20 protein-coding genes are annotated in these 23184 nt (G+C 69.6%); 8 read left to right on the top strand and 12 right to left on the bottom strand.

The features are described from left to right. Positions 1 to 27: 27 nt before the first annotated feature. A complete protein-coding gene (locus tag AB0H88_RS34230; protein WP_357651853.1) occupies positions 28 to 2094 on the bottom strand; it encodes a DPP IV N-terminal domain-containing protein in 2067 nt (688 codons plus the stop codon). Positions 2095 to 2123: 29 nt separating this feature from the next. On the opposite strand from AB0H88_RS34230, the gene mshB reads away from it, so the two are divergent. The 3 genes from mshB to AB0H88_RS34245 are packed head-to-tail and all read left to right on the top strand — an operon-like array spanning position 2124 to position 3997. Then, positions 2124 to 3029 carry an N-acetyl-1-D-myo-inositol-2-amino-2-deoxy-alpha-D-glucopyranoside deacetylase gene (mshB, locus tag AB0H88_RS34235; RefSeq protein ID WP_357651855.1) on the top strand — a complete coding sequence of 302 codons (906 nt, stop codon included), beginning with the start codon at positions 2124 to 2126 and terminating at the stop codon, positions 3027 to 3029. An 11-nt stretch (positions 3030 to 3040) separates the two neighbouring features. Further along, a complete protein-coding gene (locus AB0H88_RS34240; RefSeq protein ID WP_357651857.1) occupies positions 3041 to 3478 on the top strand; it encodes a DUF6113 family protein in 438 nt (145 codons plus the stop codon). 18 nt (positions 3479 to 3496) lie between these two features. Continuing rightward, positions 3497 to 3997: a flavin reductase family protein gene (locus tag AB0H88_RS34245; protein WP_357651859.1), complete on the top strand. Its 501-nt coding sequence runs from the start codon at positions 3497 to 3499 to the stop codon at positions 3995 to 3997. 114 nt (positions 3998 to 4111) lie between these two features. Here the strand turns inward: AB0H88_RS34245 and folP are convergent, their stop codons facing one another. From folP to AB0H88_RS34260, 3 genes are all read right to left on the bottom strand, one after another. Next, complete coding sequence (gene folP, locus AB0H88_RS34250; protein ID WP_357651861.1) at positions 4112 to 5035, bottom strand: dihydropteroate synthase; 924 nt, start codon at positions 5033 to 5035, stop codon at positions 4112 to 4114. An 84-nt stretch (positions 5036 to 5119) separates the two neighbouring features. Beyond that, the gene (locus AB0H88_RS34255; RefSeq protein WP_357651863.1) at positions 5120 to 5662 is read right to left on the bottom strand and encodes a GNAT family protein; all 543 of its coding nucleotides are present in this window, start codon (positions 5660 to 5662) and stop codon (positions 5120 to 5122) included. 116 nt (positions 5663 to 5778) lie between these two features. Continuing rightward, positions 5779 to 6834 carry a hypothetical protein gene (locus AB0H88_RS34260; RefSeq protein ID WP_357651865.1) on the bottom strand — a complete coding sequence of 352 codons (1056 nt, stop codon included), beginning with the start codon at positions 6832 to 6834 and terminating at the stop codon, positions 5779 to 5781. Positions 6835 to 6909: 75 nt separating this feature from the next. On the opposite strand from AB0H88_RS34260, the gene AB0H88_RS34265 reads away from it, so the two are divergent. Beyond that, positions 6910 to 7341, top strand: a complete 432-nt coding sequence (locus AB0H88_RS34265) for a hypothetical protein (RefSeq protein WP_357651867.1) — start codon at positions 6910 to 6912, stop codon at positions 7339 to 7341. An 84-nt stretch (positions 7342 to 7425) separates the two neighbouring features. Further along, the gene (locus AB0H88_RS34270) at positions 7426 to 8364 is read left to right on the top strand and encodes an MBL fold metallo-hydrolase (protein WP_357651868.1); all 939 of its coding nucleotides are present in this window, start codon (positions 7426 to 7428) and stop codon (positions 8362 to 8364) included. Positions 8365 to 8504: 140 nt separating this feature from the next. Here AB0H88_RS34270 and AB0H88_RS34275 read toward each other — a convergent pair whose 3' ends face one another. The 8 genes from AB0H88_RS34275 to AB0H88_RS34310 all read right to left on the bottom strand — a co-directional run bounded on the left by AB0H88_RS34275 (position 8505) and on the right by AB0H88_RS34310 (position 20826). Further along, complete coding sequence (locus AB0H88_RS34275) at positions 8505 to 11102, bottom strand: penicillin acylase family protein (RefSeq protein WP_357651870.1); 2598 nt, start codon at positions 11100 to 11102, stop codon at positions 8505 to 8507. 141 nt (positions 11103 to 11243) lie between these two features. After that, entirely contained in the window at positions 11244 to 12602 is a 1359-nt protein-coding gene (gene cysS, locus AB0H88_RS34280; RefSeq protein ID WP_357651872.1) for a cysteine--tRNA ligase, read from the bottom strand. A gap of 140 nt (positions 12603 to 12742) precedes the next feature. Further along, positions 12743 to 14587: a sigma factor-like helix-turn-helix DNA-binding protein gene (locus tag AB0H88_RS34285; RefSeq protein ID WP_357651874.1), complete on the bottom strand. Its 1845-nt coding sequence runs from the start codon at positions 14585 to 14587 to the stop codon at positions 12743 to 12745. Positions 14588 to 14635: 48 nt separating this feature from the next. Continuing rightward, positions 14636 to 16456 (bottom strand): UvrD-helicase domain-containing protein, encoded by a 1821-nt coding sequence (locus tag AB0H88_RS34290; protein ID WP_357651876.1) that lies wholly within the window; start codon positions 16454 to 16456, stop codon positions 14636 to 14638. A 3-nt stretch (positions 16457 to 16459) separates the two neighbouring features. Beyond that, on the bottom strand, positions 16460 to 18484 hold the full coding sequence (locus tag AB0H88_RS34295; protein ID WP_357651878.1) for a hypothetical protein: 2025 nt from the start codon (positions 18482 to 18484) through the stop codon (positions 16460 to 16462). A gap of 153 nt (positions 18485 to 18637) precedes the next feature. Continuing rightward, positions 18638 to 19414 (bottom strand): class I SAM-dependent methyltransferase, encoded by a 777-nt coding sequence (locus AB0H88_RS34300; protein WP_357651880.1) that lies wholly within the window; start codon positions 19412 to 19414, stop codon positions 18638 to 18640. Between the two features lie 102 nt (positions 19415 to 19516). Next, positions 19517 to 20578, bottom strand: a complete 1062-nt coding sequence (locus AB0H88_RS34305; RefSeq protein WP_357651882.1) for an ABC transporter substrate-binding protein — start codon at positions 20576 to 20578, stop codon at positions 19517 to 19519. A gap of 20 nt (positions 20579 to 20598) precedes the next feature. Beyond that, a complete protein-coding gene (locus AB0H88_RS34310) occupies positions 20599 to 20826 on the bottom strand; it encodes a hypothetical protein (protein WP_357651883.1) in 228 nt (75 codons plus the stop codon). Between the two features lie 104 nt (positions 20827 to 20930). On the opposite strand from AB0H88_RS34310, the gene fdxA reads away from it, so the two are divergent. The 3 genes from fdxA to AB0H88_RS34325 all read left to right on the top strand — a co-directional run bounded on the left by fdxA (position 20931) and on the right by AB0H88_RS34325 (position 23175). Further along, a complete protein-coding gene (gene fdxA, locus AB0H88_RS34315; RefSeq protein WP_225300709.1) occupies positions 20931 to 21257 on the top strand; it encodes a ferredoxin in 327 nt (108 codons plus the stop codon). 103 nt (positions 21258 to 21360) lie between these two features. Beyond that, the gene (dapC, locus tag AB0H88_RS34320; RefSeq protein WP_357651885.1) at positions 21361 to 22431 is read left to right on the top strand and encodes a succinyldiaminopimelate transaminase; all 1071 of its coding nucleotides are present in this window, start codon (positions 21361 to 21363) and stop codon (positions 22429 to 22431) included. A gap of 78 nt (positions 22432 to 22509) precedes the next feature. Beyond that, the gene (locus tag AB0H88_RS34325; RefSeq protein WP_357651887.1) at positions 22510 to 23175 is read left to right on the top strand and encodes a DUF4178 domain-containing protein; all 666 of its coding nucleotides are present in this window, start codon (positions 22510 to 22512) and stop codon (positions 23173 to 23175) included. Positions 23176 to 23184 lie beyond the last annotated feature (9 nt).

Raw genomic sequence — 23184 nt, forward strand, 5'->3', positions numbered from 1 at the left:
GTTCGGGCCACGGCCCTCCCCAGGCGGTCACACGCCCAAGGACCTCTTCAGGAACTCCACCTGCAGCAGCAGCAAGTTCTCCGCCACGACCTCCTGCGGCGTCATATGGGTGACGCCCGACAGTGGGAGCACGCTGTGCTGCCGCCCCGCCGCCAGGAGCGCCGACGACAAGCGAAGCGTGTGCGCGGCCACGACGTTGTCGTCGGCCAGCCCGTGGATCAGCAGCAGCGGCCGCTCCAGCTTGGCCGCATCGCCGAACAACGAGGAGTTGTCGTACACGTCAGCCTGCTCGTCCGGATGCCCCAGGTACCGCTCCGTGTAACACGTGTCGTACAACCGCCAGTCCGTCACCGGCGCCCCCGCCACCGCGGCGTGGAACACATCGGGCCGGCGCAGCACGGCCAGTGCCGCCAGGAAGCCGCCGAACGACCAGCCCCTGATGGCCACCTTCGTCAGGTCGAGGTCATCGGGGTATTGCTCGGCCACCCCTTGCAGGGCGTCGATCTGGTCCTCCAGCGGCGGCGTGGCCAGGTCGTTCAGTACGGCGCGTTCGAAGGCGGGGCCCCTGCCCGGGGTGCCGCGGCCGTCGGCCACGATGACGGCGAAGCCCTGCTCGGCGAACCACTGGCTCTCCAGGTAGCCGCCGCGACGGTTGAGCACCCGCTGCGCGTGCGGCCCGCCGTACGGATCCATCAGGACCGGCAGCTTCCGCGAGCCCTGCTCGTGCCAGGAGGGCAGTACCACGGCGGTGGAGAGGTCGCGGCGGCCGGAGCGGCCGAGTGAGACCCGCAGGTCGAGGCCGGGGCGCTCGGCCAGCGAGGGGATCGGGACGGCCATGCCGTCACGCCGTACGACCGTGGTGGACACGCCCTCGGCGTCGAGGCTCTGCTCGGTCAGTACGCCGACGCCGCCGGACATCCGCCCAGAGAACACGCCGGACCGGGTCGACACGGGCAACAGCGAGTGGCCGTCCCAGGTCCACAGCTGGATCTCGGTGGGGTCGCCGCTCGCGCTGAACAGCACGCTGTCGTGGTCGACGTCGAGCACCGCGCGTACCTGCAGAGTGGGCGGGGTGACGGCGCGGTCACCCACGAACAGGCGATTGCCGCCGTCGGCGGTGGCCACCCAGACCAGCGAGCCGTCGTCGAGGTGCGCGGGCACGCCGGTGACGACGTCGACCCACGCCGGATCGGTGTCCTCGCGGACCAGCGTGGACACGCCCGTCGCCGGATCGACCGCGAACAGGCGCAGCCTCTTCTGATCACGCGACATGGTCACGATCGACAGCGCATGGGAGCTCCAGGCGGCCGTCGTGAGGTATTCGTCCTCGTACGGCACCGCCACGCGCGACCCGTCGACTCCGAGCACGAACAACTGGGTCACCGCGTTCGGCGTGCCGGCGGCCGGATAGCGCTGGGCCGTCGCGGGCCGGTCCGGGTTGGCCGGGTCGGCGATGTGCCAGGTGTGGACCGGCGCCTCATCGGCCCGTTCGACCAGGAGCGCGTCGCTCGACGGCGACCACCAGTGGCCGCGCATCCGGTCCATCTCCTCGGCGGCGATGAACTCGGCCAGGCCGTACGTGACGGTCGGCGACTCGGGCTCCGCGAGGGCGCGGTCGTCATCCGTCGCCAGGTCGTGCACCCGTAGGGCGCCCCCGCTGACGTACGCGACCCGCCGGCCGTCGGGGGAGATGCGAGGGTCGATGACCGCGCCCGGCGTCTCCAGCCGCCGGGTCCCGCCGGTGGGCAGGTCGGTGACGTACAGGCCGCCGGCCAGTGCGAAGGCGGCCCGGGTCACCGAGGAGTCGGTGCTGTAGCCGACCACGCCGCCCGCCTGCTCGCGGCTGCGCTCGCGCCGGGCGCGTTCCTCGGGCGGGAGGTCGCCGTCGTCGGCGTCGAGCGTGCGCGGGTCGACCACGAGGCGCTCGACGTGAGTCTCGGTGTCGAGTTCCCATAGGCACGTCACGGGGTCGGTGCCGGACTTCGTACGCAGGAACACGACTTTGCCGCCGTCGGGGGAGATCGTGAAGCCCCTGGGCACTCCGAGGGTGAACCTGCGGGTCCTGGCCGACAGGCGCGGGAAGCTCTCACTCATGCCCTAATCCTGCCAGTACGCTCGAACGCATGACGGACCGACGGCTGCTGCTGGTGCACGCCCACCCCGACGACGAGTCGATCGGCACCGGCGCGACGATGGCCAAGTACGCGGCGGAGGGCGCGCACGTCACGCTCGTGACCTGCACGCTCGGCGAGGAGGGGGAGGTCATCCCCGCGGAGCTCGCCCACCTGGCCGCCGACCGCGAGGACACGCTGGGCACGCACCGCATCGCCGAACTCGCGATGGCCTGCAAGGCGCTCGGCGTCGAGGACCACCGCTTCCTGGGCGCGCCGGGCCGCTGGCGCGATTCGGGCATGATGGGCGTCGCCTCCAATGACCGGCCCAACGCGTTCTGGCAGGCCGACCTCGACGAGGCGGCGGGCGAGCTGGTCAAGGTCATCCGCGAGGTACGGCCCCAGGTGCTGGTCACTTATGACGACAACGGCTTCTATGGGCACCCCGACCACATCCAGGCACATCGCGTTTCGCGGCGGGCGTACGAACTCGCCGCCGACCCGCGCTTCGGGGAGGGCGCGCCGTGGCGGATCACGAAGTTCTACCACACGGCCGCCGCCAGGTCGGTGATGCGCCGTATGGCTGAGGCGCTGCGCGCGGCCGACGTCGGCTTTCTCGTCGAGGACGTCGACGACATGCCGTTCGCCAGCCCCGACGAGGTGATCACCACGGAGATCGACGCGCGGCCGTGGGTCGGCAACAAGCTGGACGCCATGCGCGCGCACGCCACGCAGATCAGTGTGGACGACCCGTGGTTCGCGCTCTCGAACAACATCGGCCAGGAGGCGCAGGGCGTCGAGCACTACATCCTGGCGCTCGGCACGCCTGGCCACGCGATGCCCGGCGCGCCGATCGAGGCGGGCGGGATGGGAGCGCCGCACACCCGCGAGAACGATCTCTTTGCAGGCATCCACTAACCTCGTTCTTCATGGAGCAACGCAGCCAGGCCGAGTCGGCGTTGGGTGGGGCCGCCTACGGCATGCTGTTCGTGTTGGGGCTGGTCATGGGCATCGTGGGCGGATTCACGCAGGCGATATGGCACGTCGGTCCTGTCCCGTTCGTCGGGCTGATCCCGGGTTCGGCGATCGGCTGGATGCTCGCGCTCTTCGGTGTCTGCCTCGGGGCGGGCAAGCTCATGGGTTCGCGCCTCGGAGTGTCGGTGACGGCGCTCGGGTGGCTGCTGGTGTCCATGCCCTTCTCGCTCAAGCTGTCGCAGGGCGACCTGGTGATCTCCGGTAACGGCCCCGCCGGGTTCGTCTACCTCTATGGAGGCATGGCGGCGGTGCTCGTGGCCTTCTGGCTGGCGCCCTCGTCGGGCGGCGGTTCCTGGTTGTTGCATGGCCAGCAGCCAAGGAACCCGACTTAGAGGCATAAAGTAGCGATCGTGCACCATGGTTCCACAGAGCAGCACGTCGATCGGGACAGCTACCGCAAGGTGGTCGGCCGGTTCGCCACCGGCGTCGCGATCGTCACGACCAGGCTCGACGGGATCGATCACGCGATGACCGTGAACTCGTTCACGTCCGTGTCACTGGACCCGTTGCTCGTACTGTTCTGCGCGGAGAAGGTCGCCCGGTTCCACGACGCCGTGGTGGAGGCGGGTGTGTGGGGGGTGTCGGTGCTACCGGCCTCCATGGAGGACGCGTCGCGGTTCTTCGCGCACCGGGGGCGGGAGCTCGACGGGCAACTGGCACGCTGGGCGCATCATCGGGGCGAATCGGGCGTGGCGCTCTTCACCGACGCCGTGGCGACGCTGGAGGTCCGGACGACCTCCGTCCATGAGGGCGGCGACCACTCGATCGTGGTGGGTGCGGTTACCGCGCTCGGCGCGCGGGCCGACGGCCGTCCGCTGCTTTACCACCAGGGCCGCTACAAGACCTTATGACGTACCGGCCGCGCATGTCAGAAGATGTCCGCCAAACCGCCGGTCCAACTCGCTCAACGCCCGCCCTTCGGGTGCTACGCCTTTGGCGGCCGGCTTGGCTTCCACGGCACAGATTTACGCCAAACCGAGCAGTGATTCCGCCGCTCTCATCGCGGCGACATTCCCGGCAACATCATGGACCCGTACGACCCGCGCGCCCTGATGAACGCACATCGTGTTCGCCGCGATCGTCCCTGCCTTCAGTGCTTCGCTATCTCGCCCTACCCCGAGGCTTTCCCGAATGAAGTGCTTATTGCTGCAGGCCACTAGTACGGGATAGCCAATCGCCGCGATCTCTCCCAGGCGGCGGGTCATCGTGTTCGAGTGCTCGGTGGTCTTGTTCAGGTCGTGACCCGGGTCGATGAAGATTTTCTCCGGCTTGATGCCGTGCCCAACCGCGGCGTCCGCCCGTTGACGCAGGAATTCCGTCACCTCGCTGACGATATCCCCATATTGGGGACCCGCTACTACCTCCCCCGGCCCTCCGATGCTGTGTGTAATGACAACGCTCATCCCCGTCTCGGCAATAAGGCTCGCCATCCCCGGCGAACGGAGCCCGTTCGTGTCATTGATCACATCGGCACCCGCTCTGTAAGCCGCCTCCGCGACCTCCGGGAGGTGAGTGTCCACGCTGATCACGGCGTCGCTCTTCTCCCGGATGCCTTTGATCACGGGCACCACTCGGTCCATCTCTTCCGCTCCCGACAGCGGTGGCTGATCAGAGCGGAACGCCCGACCCCCTACGTCAAGCCATTCCGCGCCATCCCGTAGCGCCCGCTCCGCCGTCGTGATCGCCGCACCAAGCTCCATCGAACGATTCGGATCCAGGCCCGAGTTCGGCGTGCGATTCACGATTCCCATCACGACTATGTGTCGCGCCAGATCGAATTCACGCCTCCCCACTCTCCGTAGCGGCGCGATGAGCTTGGGGTAGTACACCTGCATTACGCTCAACTCCATTTGAAATGAATAATCCAGCGGGGGCTCAAGGATGATCATTTCGCCTGCCCGCCTGCCCGCCTGCCCGCCTGCCCGCTTGCCCGCTTGCCCGCTTGCCAGTCCGTACGTGGGCGAGGCGGAAGCCTAGCCCTTCGAGTCCGGCTTCCAGTCCTGGACGAGGAGCCCGAGCAGCACCTCGTCCAGGAACTCGCCCATCACCCAGGCCGAAGAGCGCAGCACGCCCTCGCGGACGAAGCCGTTGCGCTCGGCGGAACGCAGCATCGCGGCGTTGTCCGAGAGCGTCTCGATCTGCAGCCGCTGCAGGCCGCGCACGACGAAACCGTAGTGGCACAGCACCGCGACCACGTCGGTGCCGTAGCCCTTGCCGCGGGAGGACGGCAGCAGCCCCAGCCCGATGTGCGCGGACCGGTTGTGGTTGTCGATGCCCCACAGCACCGCGGTGCCGACCAGCGTGCCGCCGTCCAGCTCCACCACGGAGAACGGGACGTGCCCCTGCTCCTTGTCGTCCACCACGAGCGGCGAGTCCCTTGAGCCGGGCGTGATCGGCCGCCACGGCCGTCCTTGGGCCCGCGAGTGGGTCACCACGTCGTCGTAGAGCTCGACCTGCAGGATCGGGATGTCGTCCGCGTGCCGGGCCCTGAGCCCGACTTTGCTCCCCTTTAGCATGCGAGCTTCCTATCCGACCGGGCTGGCCGGCGGCAAACCAACGCTGCATTGCGTTAGCACCTGTAGGAGCACCGCCGACCCGGCGCCGGAGGGGGAGCCGGGTCGGCGGGTCGGGGTTATTGGGCCTCGGTTGTTGGGGTCGTGCCCGTTGGCGCCGGTGTTTCGGACGCTGTGTCCGTGGGCGCCGGTGTTTCCGCCGTGGGGGTTGCCGACGGCGTTTCCGCTGCTGGCGGGCACGTGGGGACCGGGTCTGCAGCGGACTCGGTCGATGCCGCCGTCTCGGGCGCCGTCTCGGGCGCCGTCTCGGGCGCCGTGCTCGGCGCAGTCTCGGCCGCTGTCTCGGCCGCTGTCTCGGCCGCTGTCTCGGCCGCTGTCTCGGCCGCTGTCTCAGACGTCGTGTTCGACGCCGTGACCGGCGGGGTCGGGGTCGGGGTCGGGGTGGGTTCCGGGGTTGCCGAGGTTGTCGGGATTGGCGAGTCTGTCGGGGTTTCTGGGGTTGTCGGGGTTTCGGTAGGGGCCAACGGTTCTGCGGTGCTGGGTTGGCAGGTGAAGGTGGCCGTGGCGGTGACAGTGGCCGCTGGGGCGGCTTCAGTGACCGTGACCGTGGCCTGCTGGGTGACCGTGGTAGTCGCCGTGGCCGTTTCGGTCACTGTCGCGGTCGCCGTATTTGTTGCCGAATCGCTGGTGCCAGGGGTGCCGGTGATCGTCGCCGTGGCCGTCGCCGTTGGGCTGGCTGTCACGGTGCGGGTGGGCCAGGGCAGGACCTTGACCTTGATGCCGGCTTTGCCCTTGACCTTGTAGCTACCCTTGCCGATCTTCTTGCTGGTCTGGCCGGCGCCGGTGGTCACGGGGAGGTCGGTGGCCGTCGTCTTGCACGACTTGCCCTTGCAGACCTTCTGTTTCACGCTGAACCTGGCCGCTCCGTCGTACTTGATGGAGACATCCAGATACGAGACGCCCTTCTTCTTGACGACCTTCGTCTTCGCGGTGTACTTCCCGACCTTAGGGGTGGGGGTCGTCGTCGGGGCGGCGGCGGGTAACGCCACCTCTACGCGGAGAGGAGGGCCAGTGGAATTGAGGGGATCGGACGCTGACGTCTGGGTGATCGCGACTCCGCCGGCTCCGGCCAAGGCCATGGTGCCGAGCAGCGCGCCCACGATGGTGAATCTCATAATCCTGCTCTTGGGGGAGATTTCAGGACGCGGATCATTATTCCGTCTTGTCAAGATTGGTCAAGGCTGAAACGCATGAACAGGCGCTATCGGTTCCGGCGGGCGGTGAACTACGTCAACCTCTCCACCCCGCTCGGCCTGCTGATCTCCGTCGTGGGCGGTGCCACGAGGCAGAGTGGGCCCAACGGCCTCGTTCTCGCGTTCGGCTACCGCTACCGCTTCCCCATCGCCGGGGCCTTCACCGTCGGAAATGTCGTCCTGACCAGGCGCGACTCGCTCGAAGACCAGCTCATCCGGCACGAGGGCCGGCACGCCACCCAGTGGGCCTGGTGCGCCGGCCTGCCGATGCTTCCGCTCTACTTGGTTGCCATGCTCATGTCCGTAGTGGTCTGTGGGCACCAGGCCTCGTACAACGTCTTCGAACGGCTGGCCGGACTCGACGACGGTGGATACCCACGCGCACCCCTCTGGTGGAGAAGGGGCGCGGGTCGCGGTGGGTCTGGGTGATCCGTGTACCCCTCTGGTGGGGAAGGGGTGCAGGTCGGGACTGGTGGGAGTGACTGATCCGCTACGTAGGGCAGAGCGACGCGTATGACGCAGACGATCGAAGTCCCGCACTGGCCGGACAGCTTCAAGGACCGCCTCACCGCCCCCCTCCCCGAGTTTCGTGAGCTGCTGAGCGTCACCTGGCACGGCGCGTTCCGTCCGGACATCGGTGACGCCGACCAGATTCCGGTGCTGCGCAACGGCGGTCTTCCTCGGGCCGCCACCGGCGAGACCATGGTCACCTGGGTGGGTCACTCCACATTCGTCCTGCAGATCAGAGGGTTGACGATCCTGACCGATCCGGTGTGGTCGCGCAGGATTCCCGGGGTACGGCAGCGGCTGACGCCTCCGGGTGTCGCCTGGAGCGACCTGCCGAGGATCGACGCCGTGGTGATCAGCCACAACCACTACGACCACCTGGACGCGCCCACCATGCGCAAGCTGCCGAGGGACACGCCGATCCTCGTGCCCGCCCGGCTGAAGGCCTGGTTCGACCGGCGCGGCTTCACCCGGGTGACGGAGTTGGACTGGTGGGAGTCCACGTCGATCGGCGATGTCACGTTCGACTTCGTACCCGCCCACCACTGGAGTCGGCGGACCGTCTGGGACACGTGCAAGACGCTTTGGGGTGGGTGGGTGATCGACGGCTCGGTCTACTTCGCGGGCGACACCGGCTATGGGGACCGGCTGGCGCAGATCGGGGACAGGTTCGGTGGGCTGGACCTGGCGCTCATGCCGGTGGGGGCGTATGAGCCGCACTGGTTCATGAAGGCCGCGCACGTCAATCCCGAGGAGGCTGTGCGGGGCTGTCTGGACGTCGGGGCGCGACGGATGGCCACCATGCACTGGGGCACGTTCGTGCTGTCGGGAGAGCCGCTGCTGGCGCCGATCGAGGCCGCACGGTCCGCTTGGCGTGCCCAGAGCTTGCCACGAGAGGGTCTATGGGATCTGGCGATCGGGGAGTCACGCTCCTTCCTCTCCTGATGGTTGTGGGCTTCGCGCCGGTGGGCGGGCCAGGGCCGAGATGATCGCGGAGACGGTGATGTACGTCCAGATCGCCAGTCGTACGACACGCAGGCGGGTCTGTTCGGACGGGTGGACGCGGGAGAGGAGCCAGGCCAGGGTCAAGGAGTGAGGCGCAACGTGTGGACGGCGGCCTTCTTGACGGTTGCCGGTTTCGAGTACATCGGGAGTAATTCTCCCTTTGCCCACAGCGGCGCCTGGTCCCAGTAGTTGTCGTGGAACGCGTGCCCCGAAGCCCCCGTCAGGTTGATCCACCCAGACTTGTCCAGATCGCCTAGATCGACGATCATCCGCATCGACGGCACCGAAGTCACCGTGTAGTCGCGCTGCGCGTTCCAGCCGGTGGCGTTCGGGGCGTCCTTGCTGCCCGGCACCTCGAACGGGCCCCGGTTGAAGAGCGCCTCGATGGGCGCGATGCCCGATGTGCCGAGCGAGCCGTTGGTGAGTGTCAGCTGGTGCAGGTCGCCCCAGCGCCAGGCCGTGACGTCTGTGCCGAGCCGGTCGGACACCTCCTGGTAGGCCGAGGCCAGCGCCTGCTGGACGATGTCGTCGCGGGTCTCGGTACGGCCCTTGGTCATGGTGTCGTCCCAGAAGGGGTCGTCGGGGCTTTCGAGCAGCCGCTTGGTCACCTCGTACCAGCGGTCGCCGCCGTTCGGCCTGGCACCGGCGGGCAGGTCGTCGTCGAACGTCAGCTTGAGCAGCTGCCGCCAGACCGCGTTGAAGTACGCCGCGGGAGCCGAGTCGACGCCCTGCGAGCCGTCCCAGTCCTTCAGCAGCTGCCTGGCCTGTACGGCCGGCCCCGCCAGTGGCACCCGCATCAGGGCGGGGACCAGGGTCTTGGCCAGGCCGTTCTGGGTGTCCTGCTGGATCTTGGACATGGTCGCGGCGTCGACCTTGCCCTTCTCGATCTCCTGGTTGAGCCGGTCGATGATGCGCTGGGAGCGATAGCCGTACGCCCAGTCCTTGGTCAGCAGCGGCCGGTACTGCCTGGGGTCGATGACGGCGTTGTTGGCCGTCACGATGTAGCCGTCGGCGGGGTCCTCCATGGAGGGCAGCTGGTCGTAGGGGATGGGGGCCGTGCGCCAGTCGTACTCGCCGGTCCAGCCGGGGACCGGCCACGTGCCGTCGCCCTTCTCGCGTACGGGGATCCGGCCGGGCGCCTGGTAGCCGATGTGGCCCTCGGTGTCGGCGTACACCAGGTTCTGCGCGGGCACGTCGAAGAGCGAGGCCGCGGCGCGGAATTCCTGCCAGTCGGTGGCCGCGTTCAGTGCGAAGATCGCGTCGACCGTGGTGCCGGGCGTCAGAGCGGTCCACTGGAGAGCCACGGCGTTCGCGCCGTCGCTCGGTTTGACGTCGCCCATCACCTCGTTGATCAGTGGGCCGTGCCGGGTGCTCCTGACGTTCAGCGTGACCGTGGCGCCGCCGGCCACCTTGATCTTTTCCTGCCTGGTCTCCAGCTTCACCGACTCGCCCTTGTACAGGTACGTGTCGCCCTTCACCCGCTCCAGGAACAGGTCGGCCACGTCGGGGCCCAGGTTGGTGAAGCCCCAGGCGATCTTGTCGGTGTGGCCGATGACCACGCCGGGGACGCCGGAGAAGCTGAACCCGGTCACGTCATAGGCGCAGGATTCCGTGATCTTCCGGCAGTGCAGCCCGACCTGGTACCAGACGGACGGCATCTGCGCCAACAGGTGCGGGTCGTTCGCCAGCAAGGGCTTGCCGCTGGCCGTGTGCTCGCCGGAGACCACCCACGAGTTCGACCCGATGCCCTCGCGGTCCGCGGTGCTCATCGTGCCGGGCACCGCGTCGAGCGTCTTCGCGGCTTGGGCGAGCGCCCTGGCGGCACCTTGGCCGCGTGGAGTGGTCCCGCGCGGAGTGGTCCCGCGTGGAGTGGTGCCGGTGGTCCCGCGTGGAGCAGTGCCGGTGGTGTCGCGTGCGGGCAGGCGGTCGCGCTGGTCGAAGCGGTCGTCGGCGATCGTGCCCTGGGTGACGATCGGCATATGGCTGTCGTACGGGTAATCCGGGTACAGCTGCTCGACCCGAGCCCGAGGCAGCTTCGTAAGCGCCAAGGCGCGGTCGATCTCGTCTTCCATGTTGGAACGCAGGTCCCAGGCCATGGCCTTGAGCCAGGCGACGGAGTCGAGCGCGGTCCACGGTTCGGGCTGGTAGGACCCGTTCTGCACCTTGAGCACCGAGTATTCGAGGCTCCGGTCGGAGGCGTTGGGGTTGGCCTGGAGCCAGGCGTTGACGCCCTTGGCGTACGCGTCGAGGTAGCGGCGGGTACTCTCGCTCAGCTCGGGCAGCTCCTGCTCGGCCACCTTGCGCCAGCCCATGGTCCGGATGGCCTTGTCGTTGTCGAGCGTCGCCTTGCCGAACAGCTCCGACAGCCGCCCTGAGGTCACGTGCCGCCGGAAGTCCATCTCCCAGAACCGGTCCTGCGCGTGGACGAACCCCTGTGCCATGAACAGGTCATCGGCCGTATCCGCGTAGATTTGTGGAATTCCCGCTTTATCACGATAAATCTCCACATTCCCGGTTAGACCGGGTAGCCGTACGGCTCCGTCCATCTGAGGGAACGACCGTCGCGCCGTGTACACGAGCACCCCGGCGAGCACCAGCGCGAGGACGAGGACCACGGTCAGTGCGCGCGCCACCCACCGGAACGGCCAGGGCATCCAGGCGTAGGGCCGCAACCTCACTAAGACCTCCATCTCTCGCGCAGCCCCTCAAGTCTGACAGCCCACGATCACTACTCCCGCCCCACGAGCCCCACCTGAAACACCGGCGCCTACGGGGTTCCAGCACATGAGGACAGTCAGACAGGGGGAACGAAGGGCCGACTACTCCCACACCTGTCCGGAGGGCGTATCGGAAACCCGGACACCCATCCCTACAAGGGACTCGCGCAGCCGGTCCGACGCCGCCCAATCCCCGGCCTCCCGGGCCCGCGCCCGTTCGGCCAGCAGCTCCGCCGCCCCCGCCGGCAACGCCGACCGTCGAGACCGCCCGATCTCGACGGCCAGGTCCAGCCCCAGCACCTGGTCCAGATGCAGGAACGACTCCAGCTTCGCCCCCGGCGCCACCGACTCGTCCCGCTCCAGCTCCCGCAGCGCACGCAGCGCGGTCGGCGTGTCGAGGTCGTCGTCGAAGGCCGACTCCGCCCGCCGCACGTGGTCGGCCGCCATCGGCGCGCTGGGCGACTCCGACCACTCCGCCACCCGTGCCCGCCACCGCCGTACGGTCCTGTCGGCCGCGTGCAGGGTGTCCCAAGTGAGGTTGAGTTGCTGCCGGTAACGGTGTTCCAGGAACGCCAGGCGTACGGCCAGCGGGTCGAGGCCCGCCTCGGTCACGTCCGACAGGAGCACCACGTTGCCGGTGGACTTGGCCATCTTCCGGCCATCGAACAGCAGGTGCTCCCCGTGCACCCAATGACGCACCACCTCGTGGCCGACCGCCGCGTTCGACTGGGCCCGCTCGTCCTCGTGGTGGGGGAAGCGCAGGTCGATGCCGGCAGTGTGGAGGTCGATGCGCTCGCCGAGGAAGTGCAGCGACATGGCCGAGCACTCGATGTGCCAGCCGGGGAAGCCGCGGCCCCAGGGGGCCTCCCAGGACAGTTCGCCGTCGGAGGGCTTCCAGAGGGCCCAGTCGGCGTGGAAGCGCTTGCGGGGGTCGGTGGCCTCGGGACGGAGGGAGTCGAGGCGGTTGCCGGAAATTTCACCGTAAGTTGGGAAGGACGTGGCGTCGAAGTACACCGCCCCGTCCGGCAGCGCGTACGCGTGTCCCCGCTCGATCAGCTTGGCGATCAGCTCGATCATCAGGTCGATCGTCTCGCTCGCGCGGGGCATGTGCTCCGGCGGCCGCATGTTCAGGGCGGCGGTGTCCCGCTTGAAAGCGTCCTCGTAGTAGCGGGCCAGGTCACGCGGCGAGCGTCCCTCGGCTTGCGCCCGCATGAGCACCTTGTCCTCGCCGGCCTCCGAGTCGTCGGCCAGATGGCCCACATCGGTGATGTTCTGGCAGACCACCATGCGGACCCGCTGCCGCTCCAGGACCCGCCGGATCAGGTCGGACAGCAGCTGGGAGCGCAGGTTGCCGACGTGCGCATGGCGGTAGACCGTCGGCCCGCAGGAGTACATGCGCATGGCGCGGGCGGGGGCGATCTCCTCGACCTGCCTGGCGCGCGTGTCGTAGATCCGCAACATCCCCCGAGCCTAGCCTCCGACCTCCAGGGAAGGCCTCCGAGGAACCCCAGACGCCCAAACTGGCGCCCAGATGCTCAAACTGACGCCCAGACGCCCAAAGAGACGCCCAACGCCCAGACGCCCAAAGAGACGCTCAGACGTCAGCCGCCCAGGAAGCCGACGATGTCCCGGTCCCCCCGCTCCCGCAGCCGCGCCAGCACCTCTTCGCGCGTCGCAGTGTCCGGCAACCCGATGCGCGCCCCGATCAGCCGCAGCCCCTCCATCTCCGAGGTGACCGGAGCGGTGTAACCGATCAGATAGAGCGCCCGGTTCAACGGCGGTATCCCCGGAGCCGCGGCGGGCAGGTAGCGGGTCAGCAGCTCGCCCCCGTCGGACACGGTGAGGAAGACGTGGTCGCCCTCCCCGGCCTTGAAGTCCGCCAGCACGTTCCTGATGGACCCCATGGTCGGCTGGTTGTGCCAGCTGACCACCACGTCCCCGGACGGCGTCGCGGCCGTGAGCTGCCCGCCGGGAGCCATTCCCAGGTACGCCGCGAACCCCGTCGGCAGCGGCGACCCCGACCCGCGCAGGTGCTCGGCGTTGACGTCGACGCGGTGCCACCAGCGGCCGTCGCGGCTGCGGAAGCTGCGCCGGGTCTCCGACACGTCCCTGCGCGGCTGGTACGGCTCGGCGTCACCGGTCGGCGAGGTGCCCGCCACCCGGATCCAGCCCCGCTGTGTCCGCTCGAACCCGGGACCGCCCGAGTAGGCGCGCACCGAGCTCTCGCTGACGTCGTAGCGGGAGGTCAGGTTCGAGACGATCGTGCTGACCGACGCCTCGCCGCCGGCGCGCTCGATCTCCCTGGCGATCATCTCCCTGATCCCCAGGTATTCGTCGCCGCCCCATCTGGTCAGCCCGTACTTGTTCCGGTCCACGCGGCGGAACCGTTCGTCGGCGGTGAGCTGGTTGCGGATGCCGACCAGGCTGTAGTCCTCGCCGATGCGCTCCTGGATCTCCTCCGGCGTCAACGGCCGCCCGGCCACCGCCAGGACCGCCTCCGCCTTCTCGTTGATGCTGCGCGGCCACGGCACCACGTGCTGGTCCAGCACCCGCAGCTGCGGCACGGCCAGGATCCACCGCTCGGCCACGTCCTCGCGGATGCCGAGCTGCGTGACCATGGTGACGGCCTCGCCGAGCGGCCGCGGCCCGTCGGTGAACAGCTGGCGCGTCTTCTCCCTCAGCTCGTCCGCGCCCGCGATCAGCCAGCCGTCGGCCTGCTCGTACCCGGTCAGCAGGGTGCGGACGAACCGCCAGACGGGGATGCCCAGCGTGCGCAGCTCGCCGCGGTGCCATGGCACGGCCGCGGCCAGGTCGTCGGCGGGTACGGCCGAGCCGAGCCGGCCGCGCAGCCAGGTGACGTGCGCGACGAGCGAGACCGCCTCCGGGCCGCCGAGCCAGGCTTCGACATGGTCGCGCAGGTCGCGTTCGATCTGCCGGATCCGCTCTCGGGTGACCGAGAAGCGCTGCGCCAGCTCGTCAAGTGTGGCCCGCTGCGAGGCGTACAGGCGGTCGCGGGCGATCGCCCGCTGCCGCTCGTCCAGCGCCGCGAACAGGGCGTCGATCGATTCGGGCAGTGGCTTGTCCGGCCGTGCCACGGGCGTGACGACCGCCTCCGACGGAGGTTCGAGCAGCCGCTCGAACACCCCGCAGAACAGCTTCTGCACCACGTCCTTGCCCAGCATCTCCGGCGTACGCTCGGCCTCGGCGGGGTCGGAGAAACGCAGCAGCGGCAGGATGTCGCCGACCAGCAGGTGCCCCCAGCAGGCCACGGCGAGATCGGCGAGATGACCCGCCACGGTCTGCGTGGTGATGACGGCGCACGCGCGGTCGAGGGGGATCGTCTGCCACCAAGCCTCGGGCAGCTGGGGCTCCTCCACGATCGGCGCTATCTGCACAGGAGAAGTCCAGCGCAGCGGTGGCGCGAGGTCGCTCAGGCTGAGGTTCATTGAGGTCCAACCGGCAATGGGAATATATCCGCAGTTCAGACTATGTGATCAGAGCGACAGAAAGGGGCTACCTCTTCCTGAATGGGAGATATAGAGCATGGATCGGGCCCGCGTGCAGGCCACGTACAGCATGCTCCGTTCCCGTTGCAGCGCTCTCGCCCGGGCGCCCGGTTCGTCGGGCGGCGGTTCGGGCACCACGCCCTCCGCCACGCCGATGAGCGCGACCCGCTCGAACTCCAGCCCCTTCAGATTCTGGAACGCCGACACCCGCACGTCCGCCCGCCCGAGCGCCTTGCGCGCCTCACGGACCAGCTTCGGCGTGCGCGCGCCGACGGCGATCTCACCGGCAGGGACACCGTCCTCCAGCCAGGAGACGACCGTGGCCACCAGCCCGGCCAGCTCCGCCTCCGGCGAGTCGTACGCCCTGAGCACCGGCCGCTCGCCGTTGCGCAGCGCGCGCAGTCCGTACAGCGGGGACATGCCCCTGACCAGTCCGTCGACGGGCCCGCCGCCGCGCAGCCGGACCGCGAACGACAGCAGCTCATGCGGCAGCCGGTAGGACACCTTGAGCGTGTGCTGCAGCGCCGGGATGCCCACCGAGCCGAGCGTCACGCGCGTGTCGGTGATCCGCTGGTGCGGGTCGCCGACGATGAACAGGTCGTTGTGCGCCCGCGGCGCCACCGCCCGCAGTAGCTGCCACTGCGACGCGCTGATGTCCTGCGCCTCGTCCACCACGACGTGCCGGTACGGCTTGCGGCCCGGCTCGATGTCGTCGAGCAGGTCGCCGGTGGCCCTCGACAACTGCCGGAGCGCCTCGTCGGTCAGCTCGGCCAGCGTGCGCGCGCCTGGGCCGATCAGCGCCGGGCGCTGACCCTCCGCGCTGGCCACGACGCGCATCGCCAGCCGCTCGGCGTTGTCCACGTCGACCCGCTTGCGCGTCACCCCGTCGTCGATCAACTGGTCGAGCCGGGCGGACAGGTCCTCGCCCAGCCCCTGCGAGTACGTCACCAGCAGCACCGGCCCGCTCCCGTGCGCGGCCAGATGGGCCGCCCGGTGCAGCGCGATGATCGTCTTGCCGGTGCCCGGCCCGCCGATCACCAGCACCGGGTGCTCGTAGCGCGCGGCGCGGGCCAGCCGGTGCTGTTCCGGACGCGGGAACACGCACCATTCCGGCGCGTCGAGGATCCGTTCCAGCTCCACCTTGTCGGCGACGAACACCGCCCGGTCCGGGCTGCGCCGCAGCGCCGCGTGGAAGTCGTTTACATCGATCAGGTCGGCGTCCGCGTCTTTGGCTCGGCAGGCGTCCAGCTCCCGCCAAGCCTCGGTGAGCGTGCCGCCCCGGGCCAGCACCGCGAGCGGCGCGTGCTGGGACGGGGGGAGCAGCGGTTCGAGCGCCTCCACGTCGGCCTCGTTGCTGATGAGCCGCACCAGCGGCAGCGCGTGCACGTCGATGCCCAGCGCGAGCAGATCACCATCGCAGATCGCGGCGAACAACCCCGAGACACTCGCCGAACGCCGTAACGCCGGCTCGACCCGTTCGAGCGCCTCGGCGTCCCACTCCTCGACGACGCCGATCACCGGGTTGATCCCGTAGCGGTGGCGCTGCGCGTACGACCACGCCTCGGGATCCGGGAGCACGGTACGCAGCCAGTACACGTCCCGCTGACGCACCACCACCCCCCGATGGCCCGAGGTGAGGCGGAGCGTCGCGACCCGCGGGTCCCTGGCGCCCCTGACCCGCTCGGGATGCGGGGCGCCCGAGACGTTCAGCAGCAGGCGGCGGAGTGCGACCACGGCGTCCCTGCGCACCGGCTGTGCCAGTGCGCTGAGGTCCCGGGGGAAGTCCGGGGCGATCGCCAGCCGCGGCACGGCTCAGTCCAAGAGTTGCAGCAGGTCGCGGTCCCCGCGTTCGCGGAGCCTGGTGAGCAGGTCGGGCAGTCCGACAGGTCCGGTCATCCCGATCCTGGTGGCGATCACCCTGGCGGCTTGGTCGCGGGTCCCGCCGGGGGCGGTGTAACCGACCAGGCGCAGCGCCTTGGTGATCTTCTCGGCCCCCTGCGCGGCCACCGGCAGGTGCCTGGCCCGCAACACGCCCTCGTCCGACAGCGTGAGGAACAGGTGCCCGCCCTCCTTCGCGCCGACGTCCGCGAGCAGCCGCTCGACGGATTCGAGCACCGGCCTGCCATGCCAGACCATGGTCAGCTCGCCGGCCGCGCTCCGCACGGTCCTGCTCTCCCCTGGCGACAGTCCGAGGTACGTGGCGAACCCCGTGGGCAGCGCGCACTCGCCGCCGCCGAGCTGCTCGGCCGTCACGTCGATCCGCAGCCACCACCGGCCGTCCGGCTGGCGGAAGCACCGCCTGGTCTGCGAGACGTCCTTCAGCGGCTGGTACGGCTTGGCCGGTTCGTTCGACGCCCCGTTGCCCTCGCCCACCATGACCTCGGCCGGAGCGAACGCCTGGAACTGCGGCGTCCCCGGCGGCGGCGACGGGATCGGCGGCACCTGGGCGAACGCGGAGGCCGGCCGCTCGGCAACCTCCACGACCTGCGGCTCCGGAGCCGGCGGCTCCGGCGGCACGGCGGGCGCCTCCGACGGCAGCGTGGCCAGCACGAACTGCCAGGCGGGGACCTCCAGCGCGCGGATCTCCTGGGCGTGCCAGTCGGCCGCGCCGATCAGCTGCTCCTTGGGCGCGGCCGGGCCGATCGTCCGGCGCAGCTCGTCCAGATGCGCCCGGTACGGCGCCGCCTCCTCGCTGGCCAGCCACTGGCCGAGGCGGGCCCGCAGCTCGGTCTCGGTGGCGGAGATGTCGGCGGGGGGCACGGCGAACAGCTTGGCGAGCTGGTCCACGGCGGACGGCTGGTCGGTGAAGACCCGGTTCTGGGCGACGGCCCAGCTCTTGTCGTCCAGACCGGCGAACGCGGCCTCGATCAGCTCGGGCAGCTCATGCCCCGCGGGCTCCTCCGGCTCCGGGTCCTCTGACTCGGCCGCCTCGAAGTCCGGGGTGTCGTACTTGGGTTTCGCCTCTTCGGGAGCGGCCTCGGCTTCTGGTACGGCTTCGGCGTCCTGCGGTTCGGGCACCGCCTCCGGCTCCGCGCCCTCGGCTTGGAGCGCGGCGGCCTCCTCGGCGGCGGGCTCCGGCGCGGGCTCGTCGTCGGCGTCCAGGACGGGCTCGGGCTCGGCCTCCGGCTCGGCGGCCTCCTCGATGGCGGGCTCGTCGTCGGCGTCGAGCACCGGCTCCTCGGCCCCCGCCGCGTCCTCGTCCGCCACGGCCTCTCGGGGCTCCATCGCCTCTTCGGCGGCCACTGCCTCTTCGGCGTCCGGCGCTTCCTCAGTGACGCGGGCCTGCTCAGCGACGCGGGCCTGCTCAGCGACGCGGGCCTGCTCGGCGACGCGGGCCTGCTCGGCGCTCGGCGGCGCCTCTACGGGCAGCGCGACCGGCGCGGCCTCGTACGCGAGGGCAGGGGCGGATACCGCCGCGGACGGGCGGTGGAGCTGGGGTGCGAGGTGTACCAGGGCCGCGGAGAACAGCGTGTTGAGCACCGGACGCGCCTGGATGAACGGCTGGTCCACCAGCTCTCTGCCGGTCAGCGCGAGCAGCCCCGACCACGACCCGGCGCGGTCGAGCGCGATGGCCACCTGCGGCTCGTCGGCCTCGTCCGGGTCCAGGACGTGCAGCGCCGGCAGCACGTCGCCCACGGCGGCGGCCGGCCAGTGCTCAAGCGCGATCTCCGTGAGCAACTCGGCCAGCGACTCGGGGCCGATGGCCGCGAGCACGAGAGGCATGGGCAGGCTGCGCCACCAGGCGTCCGGAAGCTCCGGCTGCCCGGTGAGCAGCGTGATCGTGGACGCGTCGCTCCACCTCAACGGTGGTACGAGGTCGCTCAGGCAGAAATTCATCCCGTTCCGTTCACCAGCCCCTCACGCCGCCGTGTCGTCGCAAGGCTCCCCAACTTCGTCAGCGGTGCAGCCTTACTCTCTCCGCCACTCTTTCCGCCGCCCACGAACAGACCATAGTCCGGCAAAACTCCCCTACGCATCATCCACTACGTATCAGCGCCGGACGGCGGCGAAGCGTAGACGGACGTAGTCGGCCATCCAGCCCGTCTCCCTGCGCAGAGCGGGTGCGGCGAGCTCGTTGACCCGCTGGAGCAGCGGCTCGACGATGTCCGGCGGCAGCCCTTCGATGACCGAGGACGCGAACATGCGTACCCAGTCGGCGGCCCCCTGCGGGCACTCCTCGAGCGGCGTCGGCCGGTCGAAGTACTCGAGCAGCCGGACCACGAAGCCCTCCTGCTCAAGCCGGCGGGCGTACTCGGCCGGCGTGGGGAAGTACCAGGGCAGGTCGGGCTCGCGCAGACCGTACTCCCGCCAGGCGGTGTGCATGGCGGCGGTGAGTTCCGCGCAGTTGCCCGCGCCGCCCATCTCGGCCACGAACCGGCCGCCGGGCGTGAGCGCCTCATGCACGTTGGCGATGACGGAGATGGGGTCGCGGCTCATCCAGTGCAGCGCGGCGTTGGAGAAGACGGCGTCATAGGCCAGTGCCACGCTGAAGTCGTGCCCGTCGCCGACGATGAAGTCGACACCGGGATACAGGGCCAGGGCCTTCTCGATCATGGCGGGGGAGCCGTCTATCCCAAGGACGTCGGCGCCCCGCGAGGCGATCTGGGCGGTCAGCACACCGGTGCCGCAGCCGAGATCGAGCACGCGCTCTCCCGGCCGCGGATCCAGCAGGTCCACCAGAGGCGCGCCTTGCGTCGAGACGTAGCCGAAACTGCCGTCGTAGGCGCGACTGCTCCACCGCTCCAAGCTCGGTGTGTCGTATCGCAAGACGATCAGCTCTCATTCGTCAGACATCGGGCCCCCTGCGGCCGTGCTGTCTGTTCACTTTAGAGGTTGATTGTCTCCGCGACATATCAAGTCACAATGGTCTCATCGCACACTTTGCGTCCATCGCTTCTTGAGGTAGGACTTTCCGGCATCTGTCTGCGGAATCGTGAGCAGCACCGGCGGCCCCGGGGCGACGGGCATCTTGGCGGCCTGCTCCGTGTCGAGCGTGCCGCGCATCAGCATCGCCTCCCCGCGGGCGGGGCGGGCCCAGCCCTTCTGCAGCAGGTTCTGGCCCTCGTCGGAGAACAGGAACTCCTGCCAGAGACGGGCCGCGGCGGGATGCGGCGCGTCCTTGCTGATCGCCTGCACGTGGTAGTCGCCCAGCGGCGCGTCACGCGGGATCGTCACCTTCCACGCCGCCGCGTCGCGGGCGCTGCGGGCGGCGTTGAGGTGGTCCCAGTCCACGATCACGTTGGCCTTGGCCGGGTCCGTGAGCCGGCCCGCCTGCCTGAGCTTGGCGAACAGCTCGACGCCGCGCTGCGGCTGTGGCGCGCCCGAGACCAGCGAGGCGGCCATCACGCCGTCGAAGGCCGCCGCCGAGTGCAGCGGATCGCCGTCGAGCGCGACCAGGTAGCCCGGCTTGGCGGCCAGATCGGCGAAGGAGGCGGGGGCGGGGACCTTGCGCGGGTCGTAGCCGAGCGACATGTAGGCGCCGTAGACGCCGTACCAGGCGCCGGCCGGGTCCTTGATGTGATCGGGCAGGTCCTGCCAGCCCTGCACCTTGTACGGGGCGAACTTGGCGGCGTCGGCCACCGCGACGTCGAGGGTGAGGTCGAACACATCGGGCTTGAGCTGGGCGGCGGCCTCGATCTCGCGCCGGCTGCTGGCGCCGGGTTCGAGTTCGTTGACCTTGATGCCGTATTTGTCGGTAAAGGTGTCGATGATCGCGCCGTAGTTGACCCAGTCGCGGGGAAGCCCGATCACGGTGAGCGAGCCTTCCCGCTTGGCGGTCGCGGCGAGGTTGTCGAGGGTCGTGAAACCCTGCTTCATGGAGGCGGCCTTGACGTTCACCGGCGGAAGCGGCTTCTCGGCCGGGGACGATGACGCGCCGCATCCGGCGCTGGCGATCAGGGCGGCTACGGCGGCGCAGGTACGTACGGTCACATGAGGAATACTCGCCGCTACTATCGTTCAGGTCGAGGAGGCGCGGCCGGAACGACCTTGGCCGCCACCAGTGTCTCTTCGGAGATCTCCACCAGAGTGCCGTCCCTCTTGCGGACGCGCAACACGCCGTCGTCCCAGGATTCGAGAATCCCGACGGCGTCACGGAAGCCTTCCGGAACCCGCCTGCGGGTGGTGATCCGGGCGCCGACGTCCGCGGTTGTGATCGCGATCACCAGGCGAGCGGCCACGAGTTTGCCACCCTCCGTTTCGGCCAGTTGGCAAGCACGGCAATACTAGGGCTAGCAGACCGCCGTCAGAGTCATGCCATGGTGCGGAGAAGAAGGAGCTCGAGGTGACCTACGTCATCGCGCAGCCTTGCGTGGACGTCCTGGACAAGGCGTGCATCGAGGAGTGCCCCGTTGATTGCATCTACGAGGGCGAGCGCATGCTTTACATCCACCCCGACGAGTGCGTGGACTGCGGCGCTTGTGAGCCAGTGTGCCCCGTCGAGGCCATTTTCTACGAAGACGACCTTCCCGAGCAGTGGAAGGACTACTACAAGGCGAACGTCGACTTCTTCGAGGACCTGGGCTCGCCCGGTGGCGCCTCCAAGGTCGGCAAGATCGACAAGGATCACCCGGTCGTCGCCGCGCTGCCGCCGCAGGCCGAAGAGCACTAGCCCGTACCCCGCAGCGGGGCGCCCGAACGGCGGGCCCCGCTGCCGGGCGTACGGCGCGCGTGTCTGATGGCTGGAGACGTGCACGCCTGATACCTGGAGAACCGTGAACAACCTGCCCGACTTCCCTTGGGACCGGCTGGAGCCGTACAAGGCGCGTGCGCTGGCGCACCCCGACGGCATCGTCGACCTGTCGGTCGGCACGCCCGTCGACCCGGTGCCGCCGCTCGTCCAGAGCGCGCTCGTCGAGGCCGCCAACAGCCCCGGCTACCCGCTCACCCATGGGACGAAGGCGCTGCGCGAGGCCGCCGCCGGCTGGCTGCGCCGCAGGCACGAGGTCACCGTCGAGCCGCGCGACGTGCTGCCGCTGATCGGCTCGAAGGAGTTCGTCGCCTGGCTGCCCAGCTACCTGGGCGCCCGGCGGGTCGTCTTCCCCGAGCTGGCCTATCCCACCTACGACGTGGGCGCCCGGCTGGCCGGAGCGGAGGCGACGGCCTCCGACGGCCTGCTCGCGCTGGGACCCCAGCACGTGGACCTCGTCTGGGTCAACTCGCCCGGCAATCCCACGGGCCGGGTGCTGCCCGTCGAGCACCTGCGCAAGGTGGTGGCCTGGGCACGCGAGCGCGGCGCGGTCGTCGCCTCCGACGAGTGCTACATCGAGCTGGGCTGGGAGGAGCGACCCGTCTCCATCCTGCATCCCGACGTCTGCGAGGGCTCCCATGAGGGGCTGCTCGCGGTCCACTCGCTGTCCAAGCGCTCCAACCTGGCCGGTTACCGCGCCGGGTTCGTGACCGGCGACCCGGCTCTGGTCAAGCGGCTCCTGGAGATCCGCAAGCACGCGGGGATGCTCATGCCGGCCCCCGTACAGGCCGCCATGACGGCCGCGCTGGGCGACGACGCGCACGCCGAGGAGCAGCGCGAGCGCTACGCCAGGCGGCGCGTCCTGCTGCGGCCGGTGCTGGAGAAGGCGGGCTGGAGCATCGAGCACTCGACCGCCGGCCTGTATTTCTGGGCGACGGACGGGACCAGTTCTTGGGAACAGGTCAGTAAGCTCTCCGAAATCGGTATTTTGGTTGCTCCGGGGGAATTCTACGGATCGGCAGGTGGACGGCATATCCGTATCGCCATGACCGCCACTGATGAACGCATCAGTGCGGCGGTTCGCCGCCTCCAGTAGGATCCCCCGCGAAGCAGGGCACACATAAGTTGATAACGGCGTTTGCTGAGGCAGACCGCGAGTGGAGCGAGCTGATCGATGAGCATGACCTTCGTGGTCGTACTCGGGCTGAGCATCGCCACCGTCCTCCTGCTGCTGGGTGCCTTCCTGGCCACCATGCGCCAGGAAAGGAAGGGTCGCGCGACCGCACAGCCGGTCGAGATCGCGGCCACCGAGGCCCCGCTGCCGGCACCGGTGAGCATGCCCGGGTACGCGGGATCCGACTATGTCGATCCCCGCACCATCAAGGTCGGTGACCGGATAGAGGTGCACGGATCGCCCGCGCGAGTGCTCGGTGCCATGTACATCTCGTGGCAGGGCATGCAGTGGGTCGAATACCGGCTGCGTGACGGCTCCCGTCGCACGCAGTGGCTGTCGGTGCAGGTTCGGCAGGCCGAGGGCGAGGCGTCGCACCTGGAGGTGCTCATCTGGACCGAGGTGCCCACCGAGGGCATGGTGCCGGCCAAGAGCATGCTGATCATGGAGGGCGTCGAGTTCCACCCGATCGAGCGGGGCACGGCCGCGTTCAGGTCGGAGGGCAACACCGGCAACGCCGAGCGGGGCCTGCTCGACTTCGCCGACTACCGCGCCTCCGACGGGCGGCTGCTCTCCTTCGAACGGATCCAGGGCGGCAGATGGACGGCCAGCTACGCCCGGCCGCTGCCGCCCGGCTCGATCAGCATCGTCAGCCGCGCCACGTCGTAAGGCGTGTCC

It is taken from the genome of Nonomuraea sp. NPDC050680, assembly GCF_040654555.1.
Lineage (GTDB): Bacteria > Actinomycetota > Actinomycetes > Streptosporangiales > Streptosporangiaceae > Nonomuraea.